Source organism: Caballeronia sp. KNU42, from assembly GCF_053760385.1.
The window spans coordinates 1347046-1366382 of the sequence record NZ_CM132389.1 but is presented as its reverse complement, the minus strand read 5'-3'; the positions used below and the strand labels follow the sequence as shown (position 1 = coordinate 1366382).

The following is a 19337-nucleotide window of genomic DNA, read 5'->3' as shown; positions in this document are numbered from 1 at the left end:
TTCAAATTCAATAATGTTTCCAAAATTCACCAGATATTCCTATTCTTGAATCTGCGCAGCGAAATAGCGCTTCCGGCAGCTCCGGCTAAATTTCTCTGTCGAAAAGGATAAAAAACATGACACTTTTATCTGGGCAGACAATAAGAAAACGATTCGTTTTGTTTGTAATACTTAACTTATTTGTGCTATCCGCATGCGTGAAAACCCCGGAGAAAACCGCGCTCTCGTTAGCCTCCGAGCAAGGTGATCTACCTGAAATTCAACATTTGATGCAACAGGGTGTCGATATTAGCGCAAAGGATGGCAGAGGACTGGATGCCTTGTCTTATGCAATAGCGAACGAACACCCTGAAGTGGTGGCGTATTTGTTGAACCATGGGGCAAGTGCAAATACAGAGGATGACAGAGGCATAACACCGTTAATTATTTCCGCAACGGTTGGCAATAATTCGATTGTCAAAAATTTGCACGAGCACGGCGCTCAAGTAAATCGGGCCACCCACGATGGCATTACGCCGCTGATGGCCGCTGCGGGGTCGGATAATCAGGATACGATCATATTGTTGCTGTCATACGGAGCGGACCCGTGCAGCAGAGACAAAAATCAGCTGACCGCGCTCCAAACAGCAGAGCAATGGCGCGGGGTCCTGGAAACATCGCGGGCCATAAGTCGTAATAAAAAACTGGAACAACTCAATTGCGACAAGGGCGGTGCAAATGGCTAACGCAAAAAAATCCATCATCCTCATTATATTGACGCCGATTTTTTTCATTCTTTCGCTTTGGGTCTCAGTTTTTCCGCATGAGTATGCGCACGCGGTAGCCGCATGGATCTTCGGATATAAACTAAGTCCGTTCGATATCGCTTATGGTAAATTCAATTGGCAAAATGTGCTGTTTGTTGATGGAATCGATGAGCATGTCAATTATTTCCTGATATATCTGTTCGGCGACAAATTTGCAATGGGAATGATTGCGTTCGCAGGCCCGTTCATAGCGACCCTGCTTCTGTATTTCTTGTCCTTATATCTGATGCGTTTAAATTCAATAAAAAACCGACCTTATTTGTTTTATTTTATTTTCTGGGTCAACGTTTCAAACTTATCGGAGTTGATAAGCTACGCCGCGCTTCGATCGATTAGCCGGCATGGCGATATCGGGCACATAGAGTTTGCGTGGGGCATATCCCAGTGGTTTATTTTTGTCGTTGGATGCGTCTTGTTGTCGATCGCCGCATGGCACTTCTTTTCGCGTACGATCGTTGAGTTGTATCTGCGCACGCGCGTGGACAACATGCCCATGAAATGTTTTTTTCTAATCCTGTTCTCATTTCTTTTATTCGCGTATTCCGGTGCGCGAGTCTTGCTTGAAAACAATGGCCTGTTTTCGATGAGTCTATCTATTTTGTTTTGCATAATCACACCAATTATTATAATAATTTGCTGGCCGAAGCGCGAGTGGGTAAAAGAACGCGAGGGCATCTATATGACTTATTCGGGCGAAAATGCTCTGAAAATTTGAATATTGGATTGCCAGCGTGACTTGGTATTTTGTGGCCTATACCCGCTGTGGTCACTCGGCGTGTGGAGCGCCGAACTCCGGAGGTGACCTTTTCCAAGTCGTGAAGGGGACCGCCGAAGAGGTAAGACAAAGAAGAAAATCACAAAACGTGGCACGAGCGTGCTGGCCAAAAAGACCTGTCGCCATATCGGAGAGAGCAACGCGCTGAACCGCATCAGCGCCAGGAAACTGAAACCGCCGACCTCTCATCTCTGACAATCCGAGCGATCGAGATACCTCGTCGTTGCGCATCTCACTGACCAGGCTCCAAATCCCCCCAAATCCCTACGATAAATTCAGGAAATGCCTACATAAATCGCCCTTCAGAAACCTTCCATCGTTGTCGTCAATCTGTAAGTAAATCTGATCCGGCCCTGATCAGGCCGTGAGCGCTCCGTTTCAGAGCATCAAAGGCTTTTTCGGAAAAGATGATGTGCGCAACCTGGTCAAACAATACGTGAAAACCGAACAATCCGACGCGCTGCGACTTGCGGCGTTGCATGTATTCCGATTCCAGATGGACATTCGATCTGGAAATTAAAAACCGCTTCAGTCAAAAAGGCACAATGAACTTCACCGTAAAACAAAGACTTATTGCTCTTATCGCTGCGACATGCGTGATATTCACCGGCTTATGCGTTGCTCTTCTCCTTCAAATACACAGTGCAAACTCCGCTCTGGAAGCGATGTATAGGGGCACTGTAGGAAGCATCTCCACAGTAGGAGAGATCGACGGTCTGCTCACGCGCGCGGACGTGAACATCCTGCGCATGATTGCGATCGGCGATCCACAATCGATCGCGACCTGGAAACAGGAGAATGCCGAACGCTTCAATACAGTCGACAAATTGCTCGATTCGTTAGCCTCCAGCACGATCGGAGAAAGACAGTCCGCGGTGAAGAATTTGTCGGATGCATATCACAAGCTGCGATCGGGGATGCAGCATCAAATCGAGCGTATTGAGGCAGGCGACATAAAAGGCGGCGCAGAAGTCAATCGTCTCGAAGTCAAGGATAATGCGACCCAGGTGTATTCCATCCTCTCCGACATGAAAAAATCTCTGTCGGATACCGCGAAGGCGAGTTTTGACCAGCAGCGAGGCGCTGCGACTTCTACCTTGTATGTCAGTAGCGCAATGATTGCCTTCGTTTCCGGTCTCTCGGTGTTGATCGGTCTTCTCATGGCGCGCGGCGTAGCCAACGAGTTGGGGCAGATCCGCGACACGCTTGTCTACGCGAACAGCACACTCGACATAACACGTAGAGCACATGTGACGCGTCCGGACGAGATCGGTCAGACGGGATCGGCGTTCAATAGTCTCATCGCGCGCATTTCCGAAGTCATTGGATCGGTTCATGCATCCACGGATTCGGTTAGCACTGCTGCGAAACAGATTTCCGCAGGCAACATGGATCTTTCCGCTCGCACGGAAGAACAGGCTGCGTCCCTTGAAGAAACGGCCGCCAGCATGACCCAGTTGACCGAGACCGTTAAACAGAACGCTGACAATGCGCGTCAGGCAAACACGCTGGCAACGGCTGCAACCGATGTAGTCGATGCAGGGAACGAAGCCGTTCTGAGTATGGTTGGGACCATCGCTAAAATCAGTGGCAGCTCCAGCAAGATTTCAGAAATCACTGGCGTCATTGAAGGCATCGCCTTCCAGACCAACATTCTGGCGCTGAACGCAGCGGTCGAAGCGGCTCGCGCAGGCGAGCAAGGACGCGGATTCGCCGTGGTCGCCAGCGAGGTGCGTAATCTGGCCCAGCGTTCCGCCACCGCCGCCAAGGAGATCAAGGAACTGATCGGCTCGTCGGTTGCGATGATTCAGGACGGCTCGAAACAGGCGGCTGAAGTCGGCGCGACCATGGGACAAGTCAAGCAGGCAATCAAGCAGGTCTCCGATATCGTCGGTGAGATCGCTGCAGCGTCGGACGAGCAAAGCCGCGGCATCGAGCAGGTGAATCAGGCCGTCGGGCAGATGGACGAAGTCACGCAACAGAACGCTGCGCTCGTTGAGCAGGCTGCGGCAGCAGCTCAGTCACTTGAAGAACAGGCAACCAGGCTGAAGGACGCCGTTTCCGTGTTCAGGGTTGCCGATACGGGGCAATCTACGTCACTCATGGCGATTCCGCCAGGCAGGGCCCGCCTGCCTGCTTCCAGGACTCCCAGCACACGTCGCGCAGAGTCTGCCAAACCGAGGGTCGCCCCAGCCACGATTGCGGCCAAACCCGCCATAGCAGCAATAGATATAGTGAAAGCGGACTGGGAAGCGTTCTAATCACATATCACATCATGTTCGGAATCTTCAAAATGCAGAATGGCGACTTGGACGTCGGGGCCCGACGGGTTTCGCCGCCGCAATCGCCGCCAGTCCCGGCCACTCGATCTGAAAACATGAGCGACGACACGTTGCTCGATTCGCTCGTGACCCTGTCGACGACAAACGGTATGAGCGTGGTCCAACAAGGCGCGCGCCTTGCGGTCATGGGTGAATTGCTGGTTTCCGTGTTGACGCACCTTCCAGACGCGATGCGGTCAGATATCGACGAGTCGTTCAGAAGCAGAGTCGACTATTTGATGTCGCTGAGTGACGACAGGCCGTTACCGGAGAAATACCACTCGGCTCTCTTGTCTGAGGTCAACCGTTACCTGAAAGCACTTCGGTAAACGCAACGATCCTTGCCCTTGCGGTTCAGGTATCAAATATAAGAAAGGCCATGCTAACGAAGATGCAGCAAGCGCGCTGTCGATCAATGCCGGCAGGCTCGACGCACACTTGCTGAAGCTTGCACCCAAGGGGCGATGCTTGGCACCGGTTTCGACCGCACAAGACGGGCGATGATTCGTCGGCCAACTTCGAGCGACGGTTGTGCCCGGCACAACTGCCGTTCATGGCTTTGTCGAGCGAGTGGTTCGACAAGTCCGCTCGACCTTGCAATGGGAAGCAATCGTCTACTGCGCGCGCGTTACCGGCGGCGGAGACCACGATCCATCGAGAATCGCTCGTTTAGGCCAGTACGCGCGGATGTAAAGCGAGAATGCGTCCTTCGGCGTCGGCACCCAATTCGTCTCCTTGTCCGCGCCGGGTGAATCGTTCTGGAAATAAAGCGTGAGCGAGCCGTCCGGGTTGTATTTGAGCGTTTTGCTCTTGGTGCCGAGTGAGAAGCGATTCAACCGGTTCGCCTCGAAAAGATGCGCGCTGTTGTAAAGCGTTAAAGACCAGAAGCCATTGACCGGAGGAAGTTGCCCTTTGGGGAACGTCACGGTGTAGCGATTCGCGCCGCTCAAGCGCTGACCGCCAGAGTCGAAGTCCGTATAGATGTAGCGCGTTTCCTCGGGCGCGTTATCGTACATGTTTGACTTTGCGGTGGCTGTCCGCGAAAGATAGTCCGTTCCCCAACGCGCGCCGTTCGGGGGTGACGTCCAGCCTTGACCCACCGGCCGGCCGTTGTTGTGAAATTCGAAGAGCGGCGCGATGACCTCAGTCTCTGTCACAGCGGCGGCCTGGGTGAGCGCAGCCTTCAGCTGAGGGTCTTTCGATGCAGCCGCCAGCACCGAATCGATCATGCCGTAAAGCGCTTCTTCGCCAGGCAGAGGCGGAATCATTTTCATCACACCTGGCAATTCATCGAAGAATTTTTCGGGCACGACCCACTTGACCTCGCCCGCGCCGCCCGCATTGGGCGAGGGGAAGGATGGCGTGTCCTTCCAGTTCTTGGTCTGCATCTTTCCGGTGAACTGGCTCAGCGGATAAACCATGATCTGCTTCAGCAACGGCTGGATCGCAGCCTTGTCCTCGGGCGTGTCGTCCTGAAAGACCCTGGGGAACACGGCGACAAGATCGGTCGGCGACCGGTAGACCGCGTTGATGCCAGCGGGCTTCGCGCCTTTCCAATGCGGGCCGACCAGCAGATAGAAACCCGGTTTGGTGTGATGCTGTTTTCCAATACTGGCGAATGAATCAGTCCGCCCATCCGTCATTTGATAGGTGTAGAAGCGTCCGCCGAAATCCGGTACCTGAACCACAACCGGCGTAACGTCGAGCCGCATATATCCGCCACCGTAGACCGTGTCCTGGTTGGGACAGGTTACATAGTTTTCCGCTGCGTCGATGTAGTCCGTCAGCATCGAGATTTGATTAGGCGGCGAAGCCGGCACGACACCGCCAATTCTTCCCGGCTCGGGCAAATCCTTCGTGCCCAGCGACCGGTTGAGGTTATTGACGAGCGGCCAACCCCAGATATAAGCGACGCGCCCCACAGCGGCCGCGTATTCCTTTGTCATCACTGTTCCCGGCGGCGTGCCCGGCACTTCCGACGCCAGCCGAGGAGTAGGAACCTGTTGCGCCAGAACAATCGAATTGCCCGTGAATGCGAGGACTATCGCCACGGCGATGCGGCCATGTTTCAGCATGGTGTTCATTCCTTGTCGATAGCAATCCGGGAGACATCGGTCATGGTCTGTGCGCCTCGATATCCGGCAGCTTCCATGTCTTGTCGAAAAATGGCTTTTCGGGGCCATAGAGACGGAACAGCACTTCGAAGCGACCACGCGGGCTGGTAGGAATCCAGTTGCTTTGCTTGCCGTCAGGTGCGGCCGGCCCGAAATAGACATCTACCGAGCCATCCGGGTTTTTCTGAAGCCCAGGTGTATTGGACGAGCGGCTCGACCAGCGCGAATTGCGGATCAGCGTATGCGTGACGCCGTCATAGACGGTGGCGGACCAATAAAGCTTTACCGGAGCATTCGCCGGCACGTTCAGCCGATAAGTCTTCTGTCCGTCGAGCCGCTTGCCGTCCTTGTCCTTGATCGTCATCAGGTAGAACTGGCCAGTGCCGATCTGCTTCGCGCTGAAGTACGCCATCGAATAGGTCACGGCACGGTCGTCGATGGGGTAACGGTCCGGTTTGGCGAAGAGGGTTTGCATCCCTTCGGCAACTTCAGGTGAGGCAGGCAACGCCCAATGCGTGCCTTCATTGAACGGAGGAACGAAGACCTTTTCGTATTGCGCGCCGAGCGACGCTTGCGCTTCTCGCGCGGCAGAGTCGAAAATCCGCTGCGTCTTTGCATCGGGTGCAAACGGCTTGCCCTGCTGGATTCCAATCGAACTGAGCATGCCAATCATGACCTTATCGCGCGTCAGCCACGGCTCTGCCTGCACAAAGCGGTTGAGGGCATCGAAGTAGCGCGTGTCGTAAGGAATGGTGGCGTCGAACATCTGACCGTAGGCATCAACGAACGTCGTCTGGCCGGTACCGCCGTTTAGCGGATAGAACCTGATCCGCCTTCCGTACTCGACCGCCTTGGCGATGTCGGCCTCGCTACCCGACTTGAGATTGGACCGCAGGAGTGCATAACCTCGATACGTGTCCGACCGGACCGGCGTATACCCTTCCGGAATCGCATCCTTGAAGTCAGGCGGCACAATCAGATACTTGCCACCGCTCCCTTTATCCGCGCCCGCCGGGCCAACGTCTTCGAGCGCGTTCTGCCAGCTATCGTCAATGCTTCCGGTAATCGATCCATCTTCTGCCGGCGGGATCTCCAGCACCATTGGGCCGTTGCGCACGTCATAGAAAGGCATGAGGTAGATGGTGTCCGGGTTCGGCGTGAGCGTCTGATTTTTCCAGTTCAGTGGCCGGGACCAGTACGCAACCTGGTTAGACGTGCCGTTCAGCTTCTGGAACGCCTGAAGCATCAGCTCAAAGTTGACGGCGGGCATGCCCCAGAACACGGCCTCGACGGAGCGACGTTCAATGGTGCGCCCGGCAAGGTCGGCCGGGGACCATTTGCTTGTGGACACGGCGGCCGACGCCACTTGGACCAGCGCTATGGCCGACAGCAATAGAAGAGCGCTGAACATTGCTGCGCCGATTCTTTTCATAACGCACCCCCCATCTGGCTGTCAGGAAACGGCACCGCTCAATCCGGCGCAATACCCGACCAATACCAGATTTTTCTGGCGTCTGGCTTCTGTTCGATCGTAAATGCTATGCACCAGCGGTTTTGACGGCCATACGTAGTAGTCAAAACCAAAGGCACATTCTTTCCTCTTTTTATTTTTACGATCAGCAGCCGCACCGCAACCGCGGCTCTAAGAACTACGCCGCCATTCAGGCTTCTGTCCGCGTGGCGTCTTGCACCGGCGTCTCGCCAAGCGCCAATGCGCTCGCCTGTTCAGCCTCCTCGGCATGCCAGCGGCGACGTGAGCGATACATCGTCCTGAGCGCGAGCCGCGCCATCTTGACCCAGCCGAGCGGCCTCGGATCGGCGAGCATGCTGAGCGCACGGGCGTAATCAAGCGTCAGCCCCGGCGTCCACGCCATCGTTGCCGCGCGTTTTCGCACCTGAGCTGCCACCCACAATTCGGGCGTCGACATTACCCGCACCAGCGGTTTCCAGCCGCCGGACTTTGCCCACACCCGCGCCGACGCACCTTCAATCGCCGCCTCAAGCGCACGCGCCACCGTGCTCGAGCAATTGCGATACGTCAGGTTATAGGTCGTGTCCTGTCGATACGCGTCCCAAAACCGTTGCAGGCGTTCCGGATCGTAGTTGCGGATACGCACCTTGACGGTCGACTCGCACCACGCATTGGCCTCGGTCCGGTAGTCCGGCTGGAAGACACCCGGAATGTCATTTTCCCGCGTCGCCCGCAGCAAGCGCGCGAACTCCTCGGGCGATCGGTCGATTTCCGTGCCCGGATACAGGCTGATGTATATGCCTTCGGGCGACTCCAGCGCCGCGTGGCCGGTGGATATCGCGCCGTTCCGGTCAACGGCCGCGATATACCGGTTCACGATCACACGTGGCTGCGCCTCGGCCTTGGTGGTGGCGGCCGGCGTCCACACGTGAATGGTGAGGGCGCGTTCGTCGTCCGATGGCGGGCCGTCCCATTCCGTTACGCCCGAAGCGGGACTGGCCAGTTCCGTTTCGGACGCAACGGCAGGTGTCGGCACGAAATCGGTCACCCCGGGGTTGTATCGCATCCGGCGCACGCGCATGGCGAGCAGGATCATGTTCCAGCCGCCGAACAGCAGGCCGAGCGACACACAGTATGGAATCGTCCCCGCATACCGCACGGGATAGGGCAAGTAGAAGATGAACGCCACCACCATCTCGAACACGCCGCCCGCGATGGCAAGACGCCAGCGCCGGAACCGCACGATTCTGGCGGAAATGATCTGAAGTACGCCGTCGGCGAAGAACAGCGTGCCGAAGATCATCGCGAGGATAAAGTTGGCGTGCAGCGTGCCGATCAGGATCAATGCGGCGGCCAGCGTGAAGGCCGAACCCTTCACATAGCGCAGCGTGCGCTGGCCGCCCATGCCGGTCCACGCGACGGCCAGCGTCGAGAGGCCTTCCAGAAGCAACAGGAAAGCGAACGGCTTGAGCGGAAAGTAGAGCGAGCCGTCCATCATGTCGATGAACACTTCGACGCCCAGCGCGACGCTGAACCATCCCGCCACCATCAGCGCCTTCCAGCGCGCGCGCAGATAGTCGACGCCGAGAAGGATCATGACCAGCCGAACCATGAAGGACCTCCGGGGCTGCGGCACCGAGCGGCGCGTATCACTTCAATATAGCAGCGCGGTTCCAAGCGCGGCGCGATTCACATGCTTTCGCGTGACTTGGATTTGATGGGTTATATACCCGTGGTGGTCACTCGCAGTGCGGAGCGACGAACTCCGGCGGTGAGCTTTTCCCAGTTAAACCGCCGTTCAATCTCTATCAACCGAATGGCCGAGTTGGGTTAACTAATGAAATTCGGCGTAGACCGACTTTCGCCAAATGCACCATCCTCCGCTCCACTGGCGCGACCGCGGCCGCGAAATTCAATCGGGCTTCCCTGACCCATCGTCGCTCTTATTTCACCGTTCAAGTTGCCCTTTTCGACGGCAATCACGCAGTTATGTCTCGACCGTGGGCGCTTATTAATGCCTCAACTGTTGAAGCGATTACTTATTCCGAGAACGTGCGCCAACCCACAAAAAGAATCCGCTTATTCTGGAGAAGCTCGGCGTTTCACCTATTGTCCTTTAACCGAATCCGACGAATTGACGGTCGACCCAACGACCGTGAAAAGGAGGAACAACCATGCAAAACGGTACGCTTCAACAGGGCGATAACGGCGCCGACGTCAAGACATTGCAACAGGCGCTTACGCAACATGGCTTCAATCCAGGCGCGCTCGACGGCATGTACGGGCAGGGAACCGTCGCAGCAATAATCGCTTTCCAAAAAAGCGAAGGAATGCTTCCCGATGGAATTGCAGGACCGCGAACATTGACCGCTTTAGGCATGGCGGATTCGGATGCGTTGCCCTCGGCCATTCCCGCGGTATCCGTCGAGGTCGTGAGCCAGATGTTTCCGGTCACGCCAATTGGAAATATCAAAGGCAATTTGCCGCCCTTGCTTTTGGCGCTTATCGCCAATCAGGTGGCTGACAAGCCCATGGTCCTGATGGCGCTTTCCACCGTGCGGGCAGAAGTGGAGTGCTTCGAGCCGATCAGCGAAGGACAGTCCCGCTTCAACACGTCGCCGTCGGGCCATCCATTTGATCTTTACGACAATCGCAAGGATCTGGGGAATCAGGGGGCGCCCGACGGCGCGCAGTTCAAAGGCAGGGGATTCATCCAGCTCACCGGGCGCTCAAACTACGCGACGTACGGACCGAAACTCAAGCCGCCCGTCGATCTGATCGCGAAGCCGGACCTGGCTGGCGACCCGGCCGTCGCCGCGAATCTGCTTGCACTGTTCCTCGCGGACAAGGAGCTGGCGATCAAGAAAGCCCTGCTCGCCGGGAACATGGCGACGGCAAGGCAACTGGTCAATGGCGGCTCAAACGGGCTGGATCGTTTCTCAGATGCCTACCAGCGCGGAGCGGCTTTAATCCCCGATTCGCTCGGCACTTAAAACAGTGCCAAAGGTGAATACCATGAGTTCCCCCACTCTCGACCTAGGGCAGGCCCCGTCGCCCGAATCAACGCCCTTCCCCGACCCTGCTTCTCCGGGCCCCGGTGCAACTGCGGCTCCGTCCGCGACAGGGGAACAACCGGCGTCCGGGCAATCAACAGACGCTCCGCCACCACCTAAGCCTGAGCGCCATGCATCCAGTGAGGTCGAGTTCCCTCCAGAAAAGCTGATACTTGAGCGAGACCTTAATGAAGCTTTCCTGCTTATGGATTTCATTTCCGGGCGGCAGGATGTCCATATATGGGATATCGGTGACATCAAGTACCCAGTCCGGGCAGATAGTCCGGATCGCAAAGGCAATGCGGACCGAGGGAGTAATGACACGCCCACACTGCCGCCTATTGAGGTGATCCGGCGAATCTGTGCACTGCGGTATCCACCCGAAACAAATCAATCTCTGCCGGAAAGGGCGGACAATTCCGCATTGCTGCTTTGTGTGAAGGACAAGTTGAATTCAATCGCTCATCCGGCTAACGGACTCACGATCGCATACACATACATGTTCCTGGAGGAAACGACTCAATCAAGGCGCGGCAGAGCGCAAACGTTTCAATCAAAGGCCGGCCAGTCGATCGGGCAAAACGCTGCTCCCGTCGTCGCAACAGGGACTCGCGCCACCGTCGCGAAGGCGGCATATCCAGGGCTGGTCCAGAGTGCAAAGCGCTTCCGATGCTTCCACAGAAGCGTCGCGCGCGTTGGGGCCGCAATCACCGCATTTTCCGCAATCCTTTTGTGGCTGGTCGTGTACGGAGTTCAACTAACTTCCCGCTTCGAAGAGGACCAAAAAAGTACGACCGATGTCACCAGTCAGATATACGCGCTAGTCGACAAGGAAAATGCGCCACTCCCTGTGGAACGGCAAAGTCACGATAGCGTCCCCACGCGCTGCAAATCCAAGGTCGATGAACAGAGCAACCCGATCCGGCTGCTGTGCAATCAATGGTCGTACTATCAGGCGCGTTACGAAAAGTCGATAAACGATGTCGCGACGTTCGCCAACAAGTGGCCCTCCTCCTGGCTGACGATGCCGTTTCCAACGTCGCCCACGCTGGAGAAAGACAAGGCTGGCAAATTCATCGCGACGCAAGAAGACGTTCAGTCGATCACCTTGGTCCTGTCGGCGTATGCAAGTTACGTATTACCCGTGTTGTTCGGGCTGGTCGGAACGATTGCTTCGTTCTTGCGCGATATCAGCAATCGAATAACCGGGAGCATTCTGTCACCCCGTGACGAGACACTGGCAATCATTCGAATCATCCTTGGCGCCATTGCCGGGCTTGCGGTCGGATTGTTCTTTACACCGTCGGCTGTAGCAGCGCAAATAAGCGCCGGTTCCGGTGTGTTGACTCTTTCGGCATCCGGAATAGCGTTCCTGGCTGGTTATGGCGCAGATGGATTTTTCCGTATGATTGACGCAATGATCACGCGCATATTCAGCCTCGACCAGAAGCCGGCGCAAACGAAGTGATTTGTTCGGTCATTCAATCTTATTCACCGGTCAACTTGCCAAAATAGGAGTAGGTAGATCGCGTGGCATCAATGGAGTAAGCGTTGAAGCGCAAGCGGCGGGGCGGCGGTTGCTGGTTCAGTCATCAGCGAGTCTGAAGCGGCTCACTACGTTGGCCCTGTTGTTCGACGCCGGAGCGGCTCCATCGATTCAAGATTCGGTAGCGGGTCAATAGGCTGCGCGCAGTGCTTCATCCGCGACCGCAAGCCGTGAAGCAATCGTCTTGACGAGAAAGCGATGAAACTGCTGCGCGGTGACGGGATCGTCCTGTTCGAGTGCAAGCAGCGTCTCGAGCGACAGGCGCCTGACACGCGTGGCCACTTCGGCCAGCACATCGGCGCTGCGCCGATTCTGCGTGTACACCGCCATTTCGCCCACGACCGTACCCGGCCCGAACGAGCGCAGGCGGACCGCTCGTCCGTCCGCAAGCAGGAGCGATACGGCGACGCGCCCGCGCTCGACAATGTACAGGGCATCCCCCGGCTCGCCGCGCAGGAACAGCGCCTGCCGGGCGTTGAGATCGCGCACCTCCATGCATGCAGATAGCCTTTCCAGCGAGCGTGGCGTGAAATGCGCCGCGAGCATTGCGCGAAAATTGTCCTCCTCCTGAGACGGGGCATGGACACCCGGCGCAAGCAGCGTGTCTTCGATCCATTCCAGAGCAGCATCCAACGTCGTGAACTCGTGTATCCGGAGATTGAGCGTACCGGCTTTCACAAGCAGCTCACGCGAGCGCGGCGGCAGTCCCGTCAATACCAGATCTGCGTCGATCGCCGCACAAAGCTGTCTGAGCTTGACGAAACTGACCGATACAGACGCGTCCATCCCGCTGGTGGCGGCAAAGTCGAGCACCACAAAACGGACCGGCACGGGAGCGCGCGTGGCGAGCCGTTCGCGCACGCGCTGCAGGATCGAATTGGCCGTGCCGAAGAACAGGAAGCCTTGCAGGCACGTCCCGCATACCTGCGTGCCGAGTTCGCGAAGTCGTTGGGTATCCTCAATGCTGCGCTCGACAGTCGATGTACGTGTACTGGCATCGAATTCCATGCGCACGCAACTGACGCGGCCATAGAGCAATGCGAACATCACGCACGCGGCGACGACACCCGCCACCACGCCAGTAACGACACCATAGAACGCGATGATGCCGAGAATGATCGGAACAAGGAGATATTCGTACCAGTTGAGCTTCCGGTATGCACCGACCAGCCACTGGATCAACAGGCGTAGCCCCATGAAGAGCTGGAGCCCGACCAGCACGGGCACGGGGAACAGCGCAACGAAGTCCGGCGAGACCACCAGCAAAAACAGGCATGCGAGGGACGCGAACACGCCGGCCATCCGGCTTGTCGCGCCCGCACGCGAGTTGAGCATCGACCGGTTGAACGATTGATAGCCGACCATGCCGCCCAGCATCCCGCTCGCAACATTGGCGATGCCCGCAGCCCGCATCTCGCGATTCAGGTCGATATCCTCGCCTGTCGCCGCGCCGATCGCAGTCGAGTTCATCAGGATCGTGATCGCCGACGCCGACGTGACCACGAGCGTCTCCGGCAGATGCGCAGCGATGGCCGTCCAATCGACGTTGCCGTGCAAGAGCGGTCCCGGCAGATGCAATTCGGGAATCTGGCTCAAACGCAATTGGGCATGAGGAAGTAACAGTCCCATCTTGCGCGCGTCATCGATCGACAGGCCGTCGACGTGCAGCAGGAAGTAGAAAAGCGCGACGCCGAAGATGAGGACGAGCGGCAGCGCCGCAGCATGTTTCCAGCTGCGCATCAGGACCGTGATGAGCACCCCAACCAGCACGGCGGGCATCCAGGCGAGCCAGTGCAGATGCGTCAGAAACACCAGCGTGCGCCAGTGCAGAGGCTCGCCGGTCAGTACGCGAAACGCGCCCGACAACAACAGGTAGCCCGTGCCGGCCAGGAATCCGCCCACCACCGGGAAAGGCAGGAACTGCAACGAGCGGCTGCGCCTTGACGAACCAATCGCGTAAAGGATCGTACCCGTCACGACTGAACACAGCGCGATGGCCATCAGCACGGTCAACAGGACGGTCTGCGTCGATCCGCCGTCCGCTCGCACACTGCTGGCGACGCCTGCCGCAACACCCGCAAGAAAAGCGGTCGCGTTACTGTCGGGTCCCGCGATGTTCAGGCGCATCGAACTCATGAGCGCGATGACCAGCGCGGTCACGACGCAACTGACCAGCGCAGTGGGTACGCCCAGTTCGGCATAACGGGCAAGATCGGCGCTGAAGATCATCGTGCCGAGGCTCATTGCATAGCAGAGCATGACGAGCGTCGATACCGCGCCGCCAGTCAGGTCGCCGAGCAGACCGGAGAAGTGGGAGCGGGTACGAACGTCGGAGGCTGAACCGGTGGTGTCTGGCTTCACGGTACTCCCCGACGAATGCAGGCGGTCGTGCTTTGAACATCGCTGGCAGGGCAACTCAGTATCCGCCGCGGGTTTCGGCCATGTCAAATTGCCTGCATCCGGCCGCGTGACGCCTACACTGTGTATGCATGGGCAACGGTCAGAACAGCACATAAATCGCGCAGCATCGATTCGTCTGATTTCTGCTCAGGCACGCAGATATGTCTTGAGCAGCGAGGAGAACCGGGCCGCGTTGCAGCCCAACGAGGAACGCCGCTGCGGAAAGCGGCTTTCGGTGACGGTCATGGATATCGAACGATGGCTGAGCCTGTTGGGGCTTGAGCAATACGCGAGCGCATTTGCCGACAACGACGTCGACTTCGCGATGTTGCCCCGCCTGACCGATACCGATCTGAAGGAGCTCGGAGTCCATTCGCTTGGCCATCGCAAGCGCATGCTCTTGTCTATTTCAGAACTCGCCACGGCGGGGTCTGGAGCGACGCCGTCCGTGGCCGACGTGCAAGCGGATGAGCGCAGACAGGTCACCATTCTGTTTGCTGATTTGTGCGGCTTTACCGCGCTGTCGCAGTCGCTCGATCCGGAAGAATTGCGCGAAGTCATCGGCCGCTATACCGCGCTCGTGGACGGCATCGTGCTCGCTTACGGCGGCACGATCGACAAACACATCGGCGATGCCGTCATGGCGCTGTTCGGCGCTCCGCGCGCGCACGACTCCGATACGCTGCGCGCGGCGCGTGCCGCGCTGGATATCCACGACGCGCTGGCTCAGCCTGACGCGCAGGCATCGCGGCCGTTGCAGGCACACGTGGGAATTGCCAGTGGCGAGGTTGTCGCAGGCGCGCTCGGACGTGCAAACGCGCAGGACTACACGGTGCACGGCGATCCGGTCAATCTCGCCGCGCGGCTGGTGGCAGCGGCGAAGAGCGGTGAGACGCTGATTTCCGACGGCGTGCGCCGCGCGCTCGGCGACTACGCAGTCTGCGACCCGGCCGGCGACATGCGCTTCAAGGGCATCGATACACCGGTCCGAGTATGGCGGCTGCGTAGCATGGCGGGCGAACCATTGACCGCCAGCCGCGGTCGTTTCATCGGACGAAAGGCTGAACTCGAACAATTCCACGGGATTGTCCGCGCATGTCTTGCCGGGCCGGCAGGCCATGTCGTCTATGTTCGCGGCGATGCGGGCATCGGCAAGACGCGTCTGGTCAATGAGATGCGCGGCGTCGCGCAGGCGCAAGGGTTTGAGATCCATCGTGGCCTCGTGCTGGATTTCGGGGTCGGCAAAGGCCAGGATCCGGTGCGCGCGGTCATCGGCAGTTTGCTCGGCCTGCCGGCCGCTGCAAGTGGCGCCGAGTCAGGCATCGCCGTCGAGCGCGTCGTCTCGGCCGGCGTCGTCAAGCCTGAACAGATCGTGTTCCTCAATGATCTCCTCGATCTGCCGCAATCCGGTGAATGGCGGACCCTCTATGACGCAATGGCGCACGCCGCGCGCAAACGCGGCAAGCAGGCGCTCATCGCGACGCTGACTGAACATGCGTGCCGCACTGGGCCGGTCATGATTGTCGTCGAAGATATCCATTGGGCCGACCCGCAGGTGCTCGACGACCTAGCGGCCTTCGCCTCGGGCTTGGCCAACGGCCCGGGCCTGCTGGTGATGACATCACGCGTGGAAGGCGATCCACTCGACGCCGCCTGGCGAACGCGCTGTCGCGGTACGCCGTTCGCCACGATCGATCTCGGGCCGTTGCGAAGAGACGAGGCGTTGAGCCTGGCGGGAGATTTCATCGACGCCAGCCAGCGTGTTGCGCTCACCTGCATCGAGCGGGCGGGCGGCAATCCGCTCTTCCTCGAACAGCTCCTGCGCAACGCCGAAGAAGGCAGCGGTGAGGCGGTTCCCGCCTCGATCCAAAGCCTGGTGCTGGCACGCATGGACCGGCTGACCCTGCGCGACCGACAGGCATTTCAGGCGGCTGCGGTGATCGGACAGCGCTTCGACGTGGCGTTGTTGCGGCGGCTTATCGATGAGCCCGATTACGTCTGCGATGCGCTGGTCGCGAATGCGCTTGTGCTGCCGGAAGGCGACGATCTCCTGTTCGCGCACGCGTTGATCCAGGAAGGCGCTTATTCGACGTTGCTGCGAACGCGGCGGCGCGAGTTGCATCGGCGAGCCGCCGAGTGGTTCGCGGCTAGCGACCCCGTGCTGTACGCGCAGCATCTCGATCGCGCCGACGATGACCGCGCGCCGCGCGCATATCTTGACGCGGCCGTCGCGCAACGCACGGCCTACTTTATCGAGGCGGCAGTACGCCTGATCGAACGAGGCCTCGACATCGCGAAGCAGGACACGGATCGTCACGCGCTCATGTGCCTCAAGGGCGAACTGCAACGGGACCTCGGTGATATAGCGGCGTCGCTTGACACGTACCGGGCGGCATTGGCCACCGCGCCGGACGAAGCGGGCGCATGCCGCTCGCAGCTCGGGCTCGCGGAGGGCTTACGGGTCAATGAAGGTCTTGCTGAGGCCCTCGTTCTGCTGGAAGCGGCCCGGAAAGTGGCGGAACGCGATGACATGGTGTCTGAGCTCGCGCGCCTGCACCACCTGCGTGGAAACATCCTCTTTCCCCTTGGCAAGATCGAGGATTGCCGCGCCGAGCATGAGCAAGGGCTTTCGTATGCGCGGCGCCTGGGCCTTCCCGAAGCGGAGGCGCGCGCTCTCGGCGGGCTTGCCGACGCAGCCTACGCGCAAGGCCGGATGCGGACGGCTTTCGAACACTTCAGCCGTTGCGTTACCTTGAGTCGCGAACATGGCCTAGGCCGCATCGAGGTCGCGAATCGTCCGATGCAGGGTTTCAGCCGGATGTACCTTAACGAAGCGCAGCAAGCGCGTGAGGACTCGGTTGCCGCCGTGCGTGCGGCCACGCTGGTTGGACAGCCACGCGCGCAGATGCTGGGCGAGACGCTAGGTGTCTTTGCCTGCGTCGAACTGGGCGACGTGCAGGCGGCCCAGGTCCATCTCGAGCAGGAGATGCAGCTGATCCGGCAACTGGGAGCGCGCCGCTTCGAGGCACAAAACCTGGAGATGCAGGCGCGCGTGCTGCTTGATTGCGGCCGCCGGAAAGAAGCTGTAGGTGTGCTGCATGAAGCGCTCGCGATCTGTGGCGAGGTCGGCATGCAGTTCAGCGCTCCCAAGGCCGTGGGCGCGTTGTGCCGTGCGGTCGAGGACGACGCCGAACGTGCGCGTTTCCTGGCCAAGGGTGCCGAGCTGCTGCGTCTCGGCGCGGTCGGTCACAATCACCTGTGGTTCTACCGCGACGCCATCGAAGCGATGCTTTCGGCCGGCGACGCGTCCGGGGCGCTGCGCTATGTGACGGGCCTCGAGGAATATACGCGCGTCGAGCCGCTGCCTTGGGCGGAGCTATTCGCGGCGCGCGGCCGTGTGCTCGCCCTCTGCCTGCAAGGCAACGCTGACAACGCCACACGGCGCGAACTCGAGCGCGTCGGCGCGGCACTTCGGGACGCCGGGTTCAAGAGTTACCTGGTTGCCGTGAACGCGTTCCTTGCCGCGTAGCTGCAGCGTTTTCCCCGGAACATCGCGAACACTGCCATCCGGGACCAGCAGAAACCCCCTCCGCCATACCAATTCTGATATTGCAAACGCCAAATAACTGATTGGACCGCCATGAACCCCGGCGCTACGCTTCATTCCGGTACGTCCTGAATCAATGACCGCGCGAAAAAGCAAAAGCAGGCACAAGCATGCATAAGCGCGGCGGTACCGAACACAAACACAACTAAATCGGAGACAACCATGAGACATGCTCGACGCGCAGCCATTGGTGCGCTGCTTGGTTCTGCACTATTGCTGGGCGCAAGCCTGACCGCCCACGCCGATGACAGCAAGATCACCCTGGGTTTCTCACAGGTCGGCGCGGAAAGCGCCTGGCGGACCGCTAATACCGTTTCTGTCAAAAGCGCAGCCAAAGACGCCGGCATCAACCTGAAATTCTCCGACGCGCAGCAAAAGCAGGAAAACCAGATCAAGGCGATCCGCTCGTATATCGCGCAAAAAGTCGATGTGATCGCGTTCTCCCCGGTTGTGGAATCCGGCTGGGAGCCGGTACTCATCGAAGCGAAAAACGCCAATATTCCGGTGATCCTGACTGACCGCAATATCGACGTTAAAGACACCTCGCTGTACGTCACCATGATCGGCTCGGACTTCCTGGAAGAAGGCCGTCGTGGCGGCAAATGGCTCGAAGACCACTATAAGAACGACGCCGGTCCGATCAACATTGCCGAATTGCAGGGCACGGTCGGCTCAGCGCCTGCCAACGATCGTCGCGCCGGATTGCTCGAAGTGATCAAGAACGATCCGAAGTTCAAGGTGATCGCTTCGCAAAGCGGCGACTTCACGCTCGCCGGCGGCAAGCAGGTCATGGAAGCGTTCATCAAGACCTACGGCAAGCAGATCAACGTGGTCTACGCCCATAACGACGACATGGCGCTCGGGGCAATCCAGGCGATGGAAGAAGCCGGCATCAAACCCGGCAAGGACGTGACCGTGGTCTCGTTCGACGCCACGAAAGGCGGCTTCGAAGCGATGGTCGCGGGCAAGATCAATGTGGACGTGGAATGCAGTCCGTTGCTTGGGCCCCAGCTCATGACGGCCGTCAAGGAAGTGAAGGCGGGCAAATCCTTGCCCAAGCGCATCGTGACCGAGGAAACCATTTTCCCGATGAGCGTGGCCGCGCAAGTCCTGCCGCAGCGGAAGTACTAAGCTGCGTACTAAACCGCGTACCAAGCTGCAGTCACGGTCGCGGAGACAATCCGCGCCAAACGCGAGTCCGTTGCATAAGCTTATATAACGGACTCGCGGCGCCCTTTCACCTC

General features: G+C 58.6%; 12 protein-coding genes and 3 pseudogenes. 10 read left to right on the top strand and 5 right to left on the bottom strand.

Features of this window, described 5'->3' with window-relative positions; all coding sequences use genetic code 11:
* The first annotated feature begins 116 nt into the window (after positions 1-116).
* A complete protein-coding gene (locus tag ACSOSP_RS25295) occupies positions 117-725 on the top strand; it encodes an ankyrin repeat domain-containing protein (RefSeq protein WP_455311066.1) in 609 nt (202 codons plus the stop codon).
* Positions 718-1521, top strand: coding sequence for a hypothetical protein (locus tag ACSOSP_RS25290; RefSeq protein ID WP_455311064.1), 804 nt, complete (start codon positions 718-720; stop codon positions 1519-1521). The genes ACSOSP_RS25295 and ACSOSP_RS25290 overlap by 8 nt, the downstream gene beginning before the upstream one ends.
* A 385-nt stretch (positions 1522-1906) precedes the next feature.
* On the opposite strand, the gene ACSOSP_RS25285 is transcribed toward ACSOSP_RS25290, so the two are convergent.
* On the bottom strand, positions 1907-2062 hold the full coding sequence (locus ACSOSP_RS25285) for a hypothetical protein (protein ID WP_455311063.1): 156 nt from the start codon (positions 2060-2062) through the stop codon (positions 1907-1909).
* Here ACSOSP_RS25285 and ACSOSP_RS25280 point away from each other — a divergent pair.
* The 4 genes and pseudogenes from ACSOSP_RS25280 to ACSOSP_RS25265 all read left to right on the top strand — a co-directional run.
* Positions 2061-2570, top strand: a pseudogene (locus ACSOSP_RS25280) (MCP four helix bundle domain-containing protein); the annotation flags it as partial. The gene ACSOSP_RS25285 and the pseudogene ACSOSP_RS25280 overlap by 2 nt on opposite strands.
* 273 nt (positions 2571-2843) lie before the next feature.
* Positions 2844-3842 (top strand): annotated as a pseudogene (locus ACSOSP_RS25275) (methyl-accepting chemotaxis protein); the annotation flags it as partial.
* A gap of 116 nt (positions 3843-3958) precedes the next feature.
* Positions 3959-4231 carry a hypothetical protein gene (locus tag ACSOSP_RS25270; protein ID WP_455311062.1) on the top strand — a complete coding sequence of 91 codons (273 nt, stop codon included), beginning with the start codon at positions 3959-3961 and terminating at the stop codon, positions 4229-4231.
* Between the two features lie 19 nt (positions 4232-4250).
* Positions 4251-4406 (top strand): annotated as a pseudogene (locus tag ACSOSP_RS25265) (hypothetical protein); the annotation flags it as partial.
* Positions 4407-4516: 110 nt separating this feature from the next.
* Here the strand turns inward: ACSOSP_RS25265 and ACSOSP_RS25260 are convergent.
* From ACSOSP_RS25260 to ACSOSP_RS25250, 3 genes are all read right to left on the bottom strand, one after another.
* Complete coding sequence (locus tag ACSOSP_RS25260) at positions 4517-5986, bottom strand: DUF1254 domain-containing protein (protein ID WP_455311060.1); 1470 nt, start codon at positions 5984-5986, stop codon at positions 4517-4519.
* A gap of 31 nt (positions 5987-6017) precedes the next feature.
* Positions 6018-7427: a DUF1254 domain-containing protein gene (locus ACSOSP_RS25255; RefSeq protein WP_455313627.1), complete on the bottom strand. Its 1410-nt coding sequence runs from the start codon at positions 7425-7427 to the stop codon at positions 6018-6020.
* Positions 7428-7677: 250 nt separating this feature from the next.
* A complete protein-coding gene (locus tag ACSOSP_RS25250) occupies positions 7678-9099 on the bottom strand; it encodes an HdeD family acid-resistance protein (RefSeq protein ID WP_455313626.1) in 1422 nt (473 codons plus the stop codon).
* A gap of 562 nt (positions 9100-9661) precedes the next feature.
* On the opposite strand from ACSOSP_RS25250, the gene ACSOSP_RS25245 reads away from it, so the two are divergent.
* Positions 9662-10480, top strand: a complete 819-nt coding sequence (locus tag ACSOSP_RS25245) for a peptidoglycan-binding protein (protein ID WP_455313625.1) — start codon at positions 9662-9664, stop codon at positions 10478-10480.
* Between the two features lie 22 nt (positions 10481-10502).
* Positions 10503-12008 (top strand): hypothetical protein, encoded by a 1506-nt coding sequence (locus tag ACSOSP_RS25240; protein ID WP_455313624.1) that lies wholly within the window; start codon positions 10503-10505, stop codon positions 12006-12008.
* Between the two features lie 207 nt (positions 12009-12215).
* On the opposite strand, the gene ACSOSP_RS25235 is transcribed toward ACSOSP_RS25240, so the two are convergent.
* Positions 12216-14447, bottom strand: coding sequence for a SulP family inorganic anion transporter (locus ACSOSP_RS25235; protein WP_455313623.1), 2232 nt, complete (start codon positions 14445-14447; stop codon positions 12216-12218).
* Between the two features lie 283 nt (positions 14448-14730).
* Here ACSOSP_RS25235 and ACSOSP_RS25230 point away from each other — a divergent pair, with 283 nt between their 5' ends.
* Both ACSOSP_RS25230 and ACSOSP_RS25225 read left to right on the top strand, forming a co-directional pair.
* Positions 14731-18015, top strand: coding sequence for an adenylate/guanylate cyclase domain-containing protein (locus ACSOSP_RS25230; RefSeq protein WP_455313671.1), 3285 nt, complete (start codon positions 14731-14733; stop codon positions 18013-18015).
* Between the two features lie 240 nt (positions 18016-18255).
* Positions 18256-19224 carry an ABC transporter substrate-binding protein gene (locus ACSOSP_RS25225; RefSeq protein ID WP_455313622.1) on the top strand — a complete coding sequence of 323 codons (969 nt, stop codon included), beginning with the start codon at positions 18256-18258 and terminating at the stop codon, positions 19222-19224.
* The last annotated feature ends 113 nt before the right edge of the window (positions 19225-19337 follow it).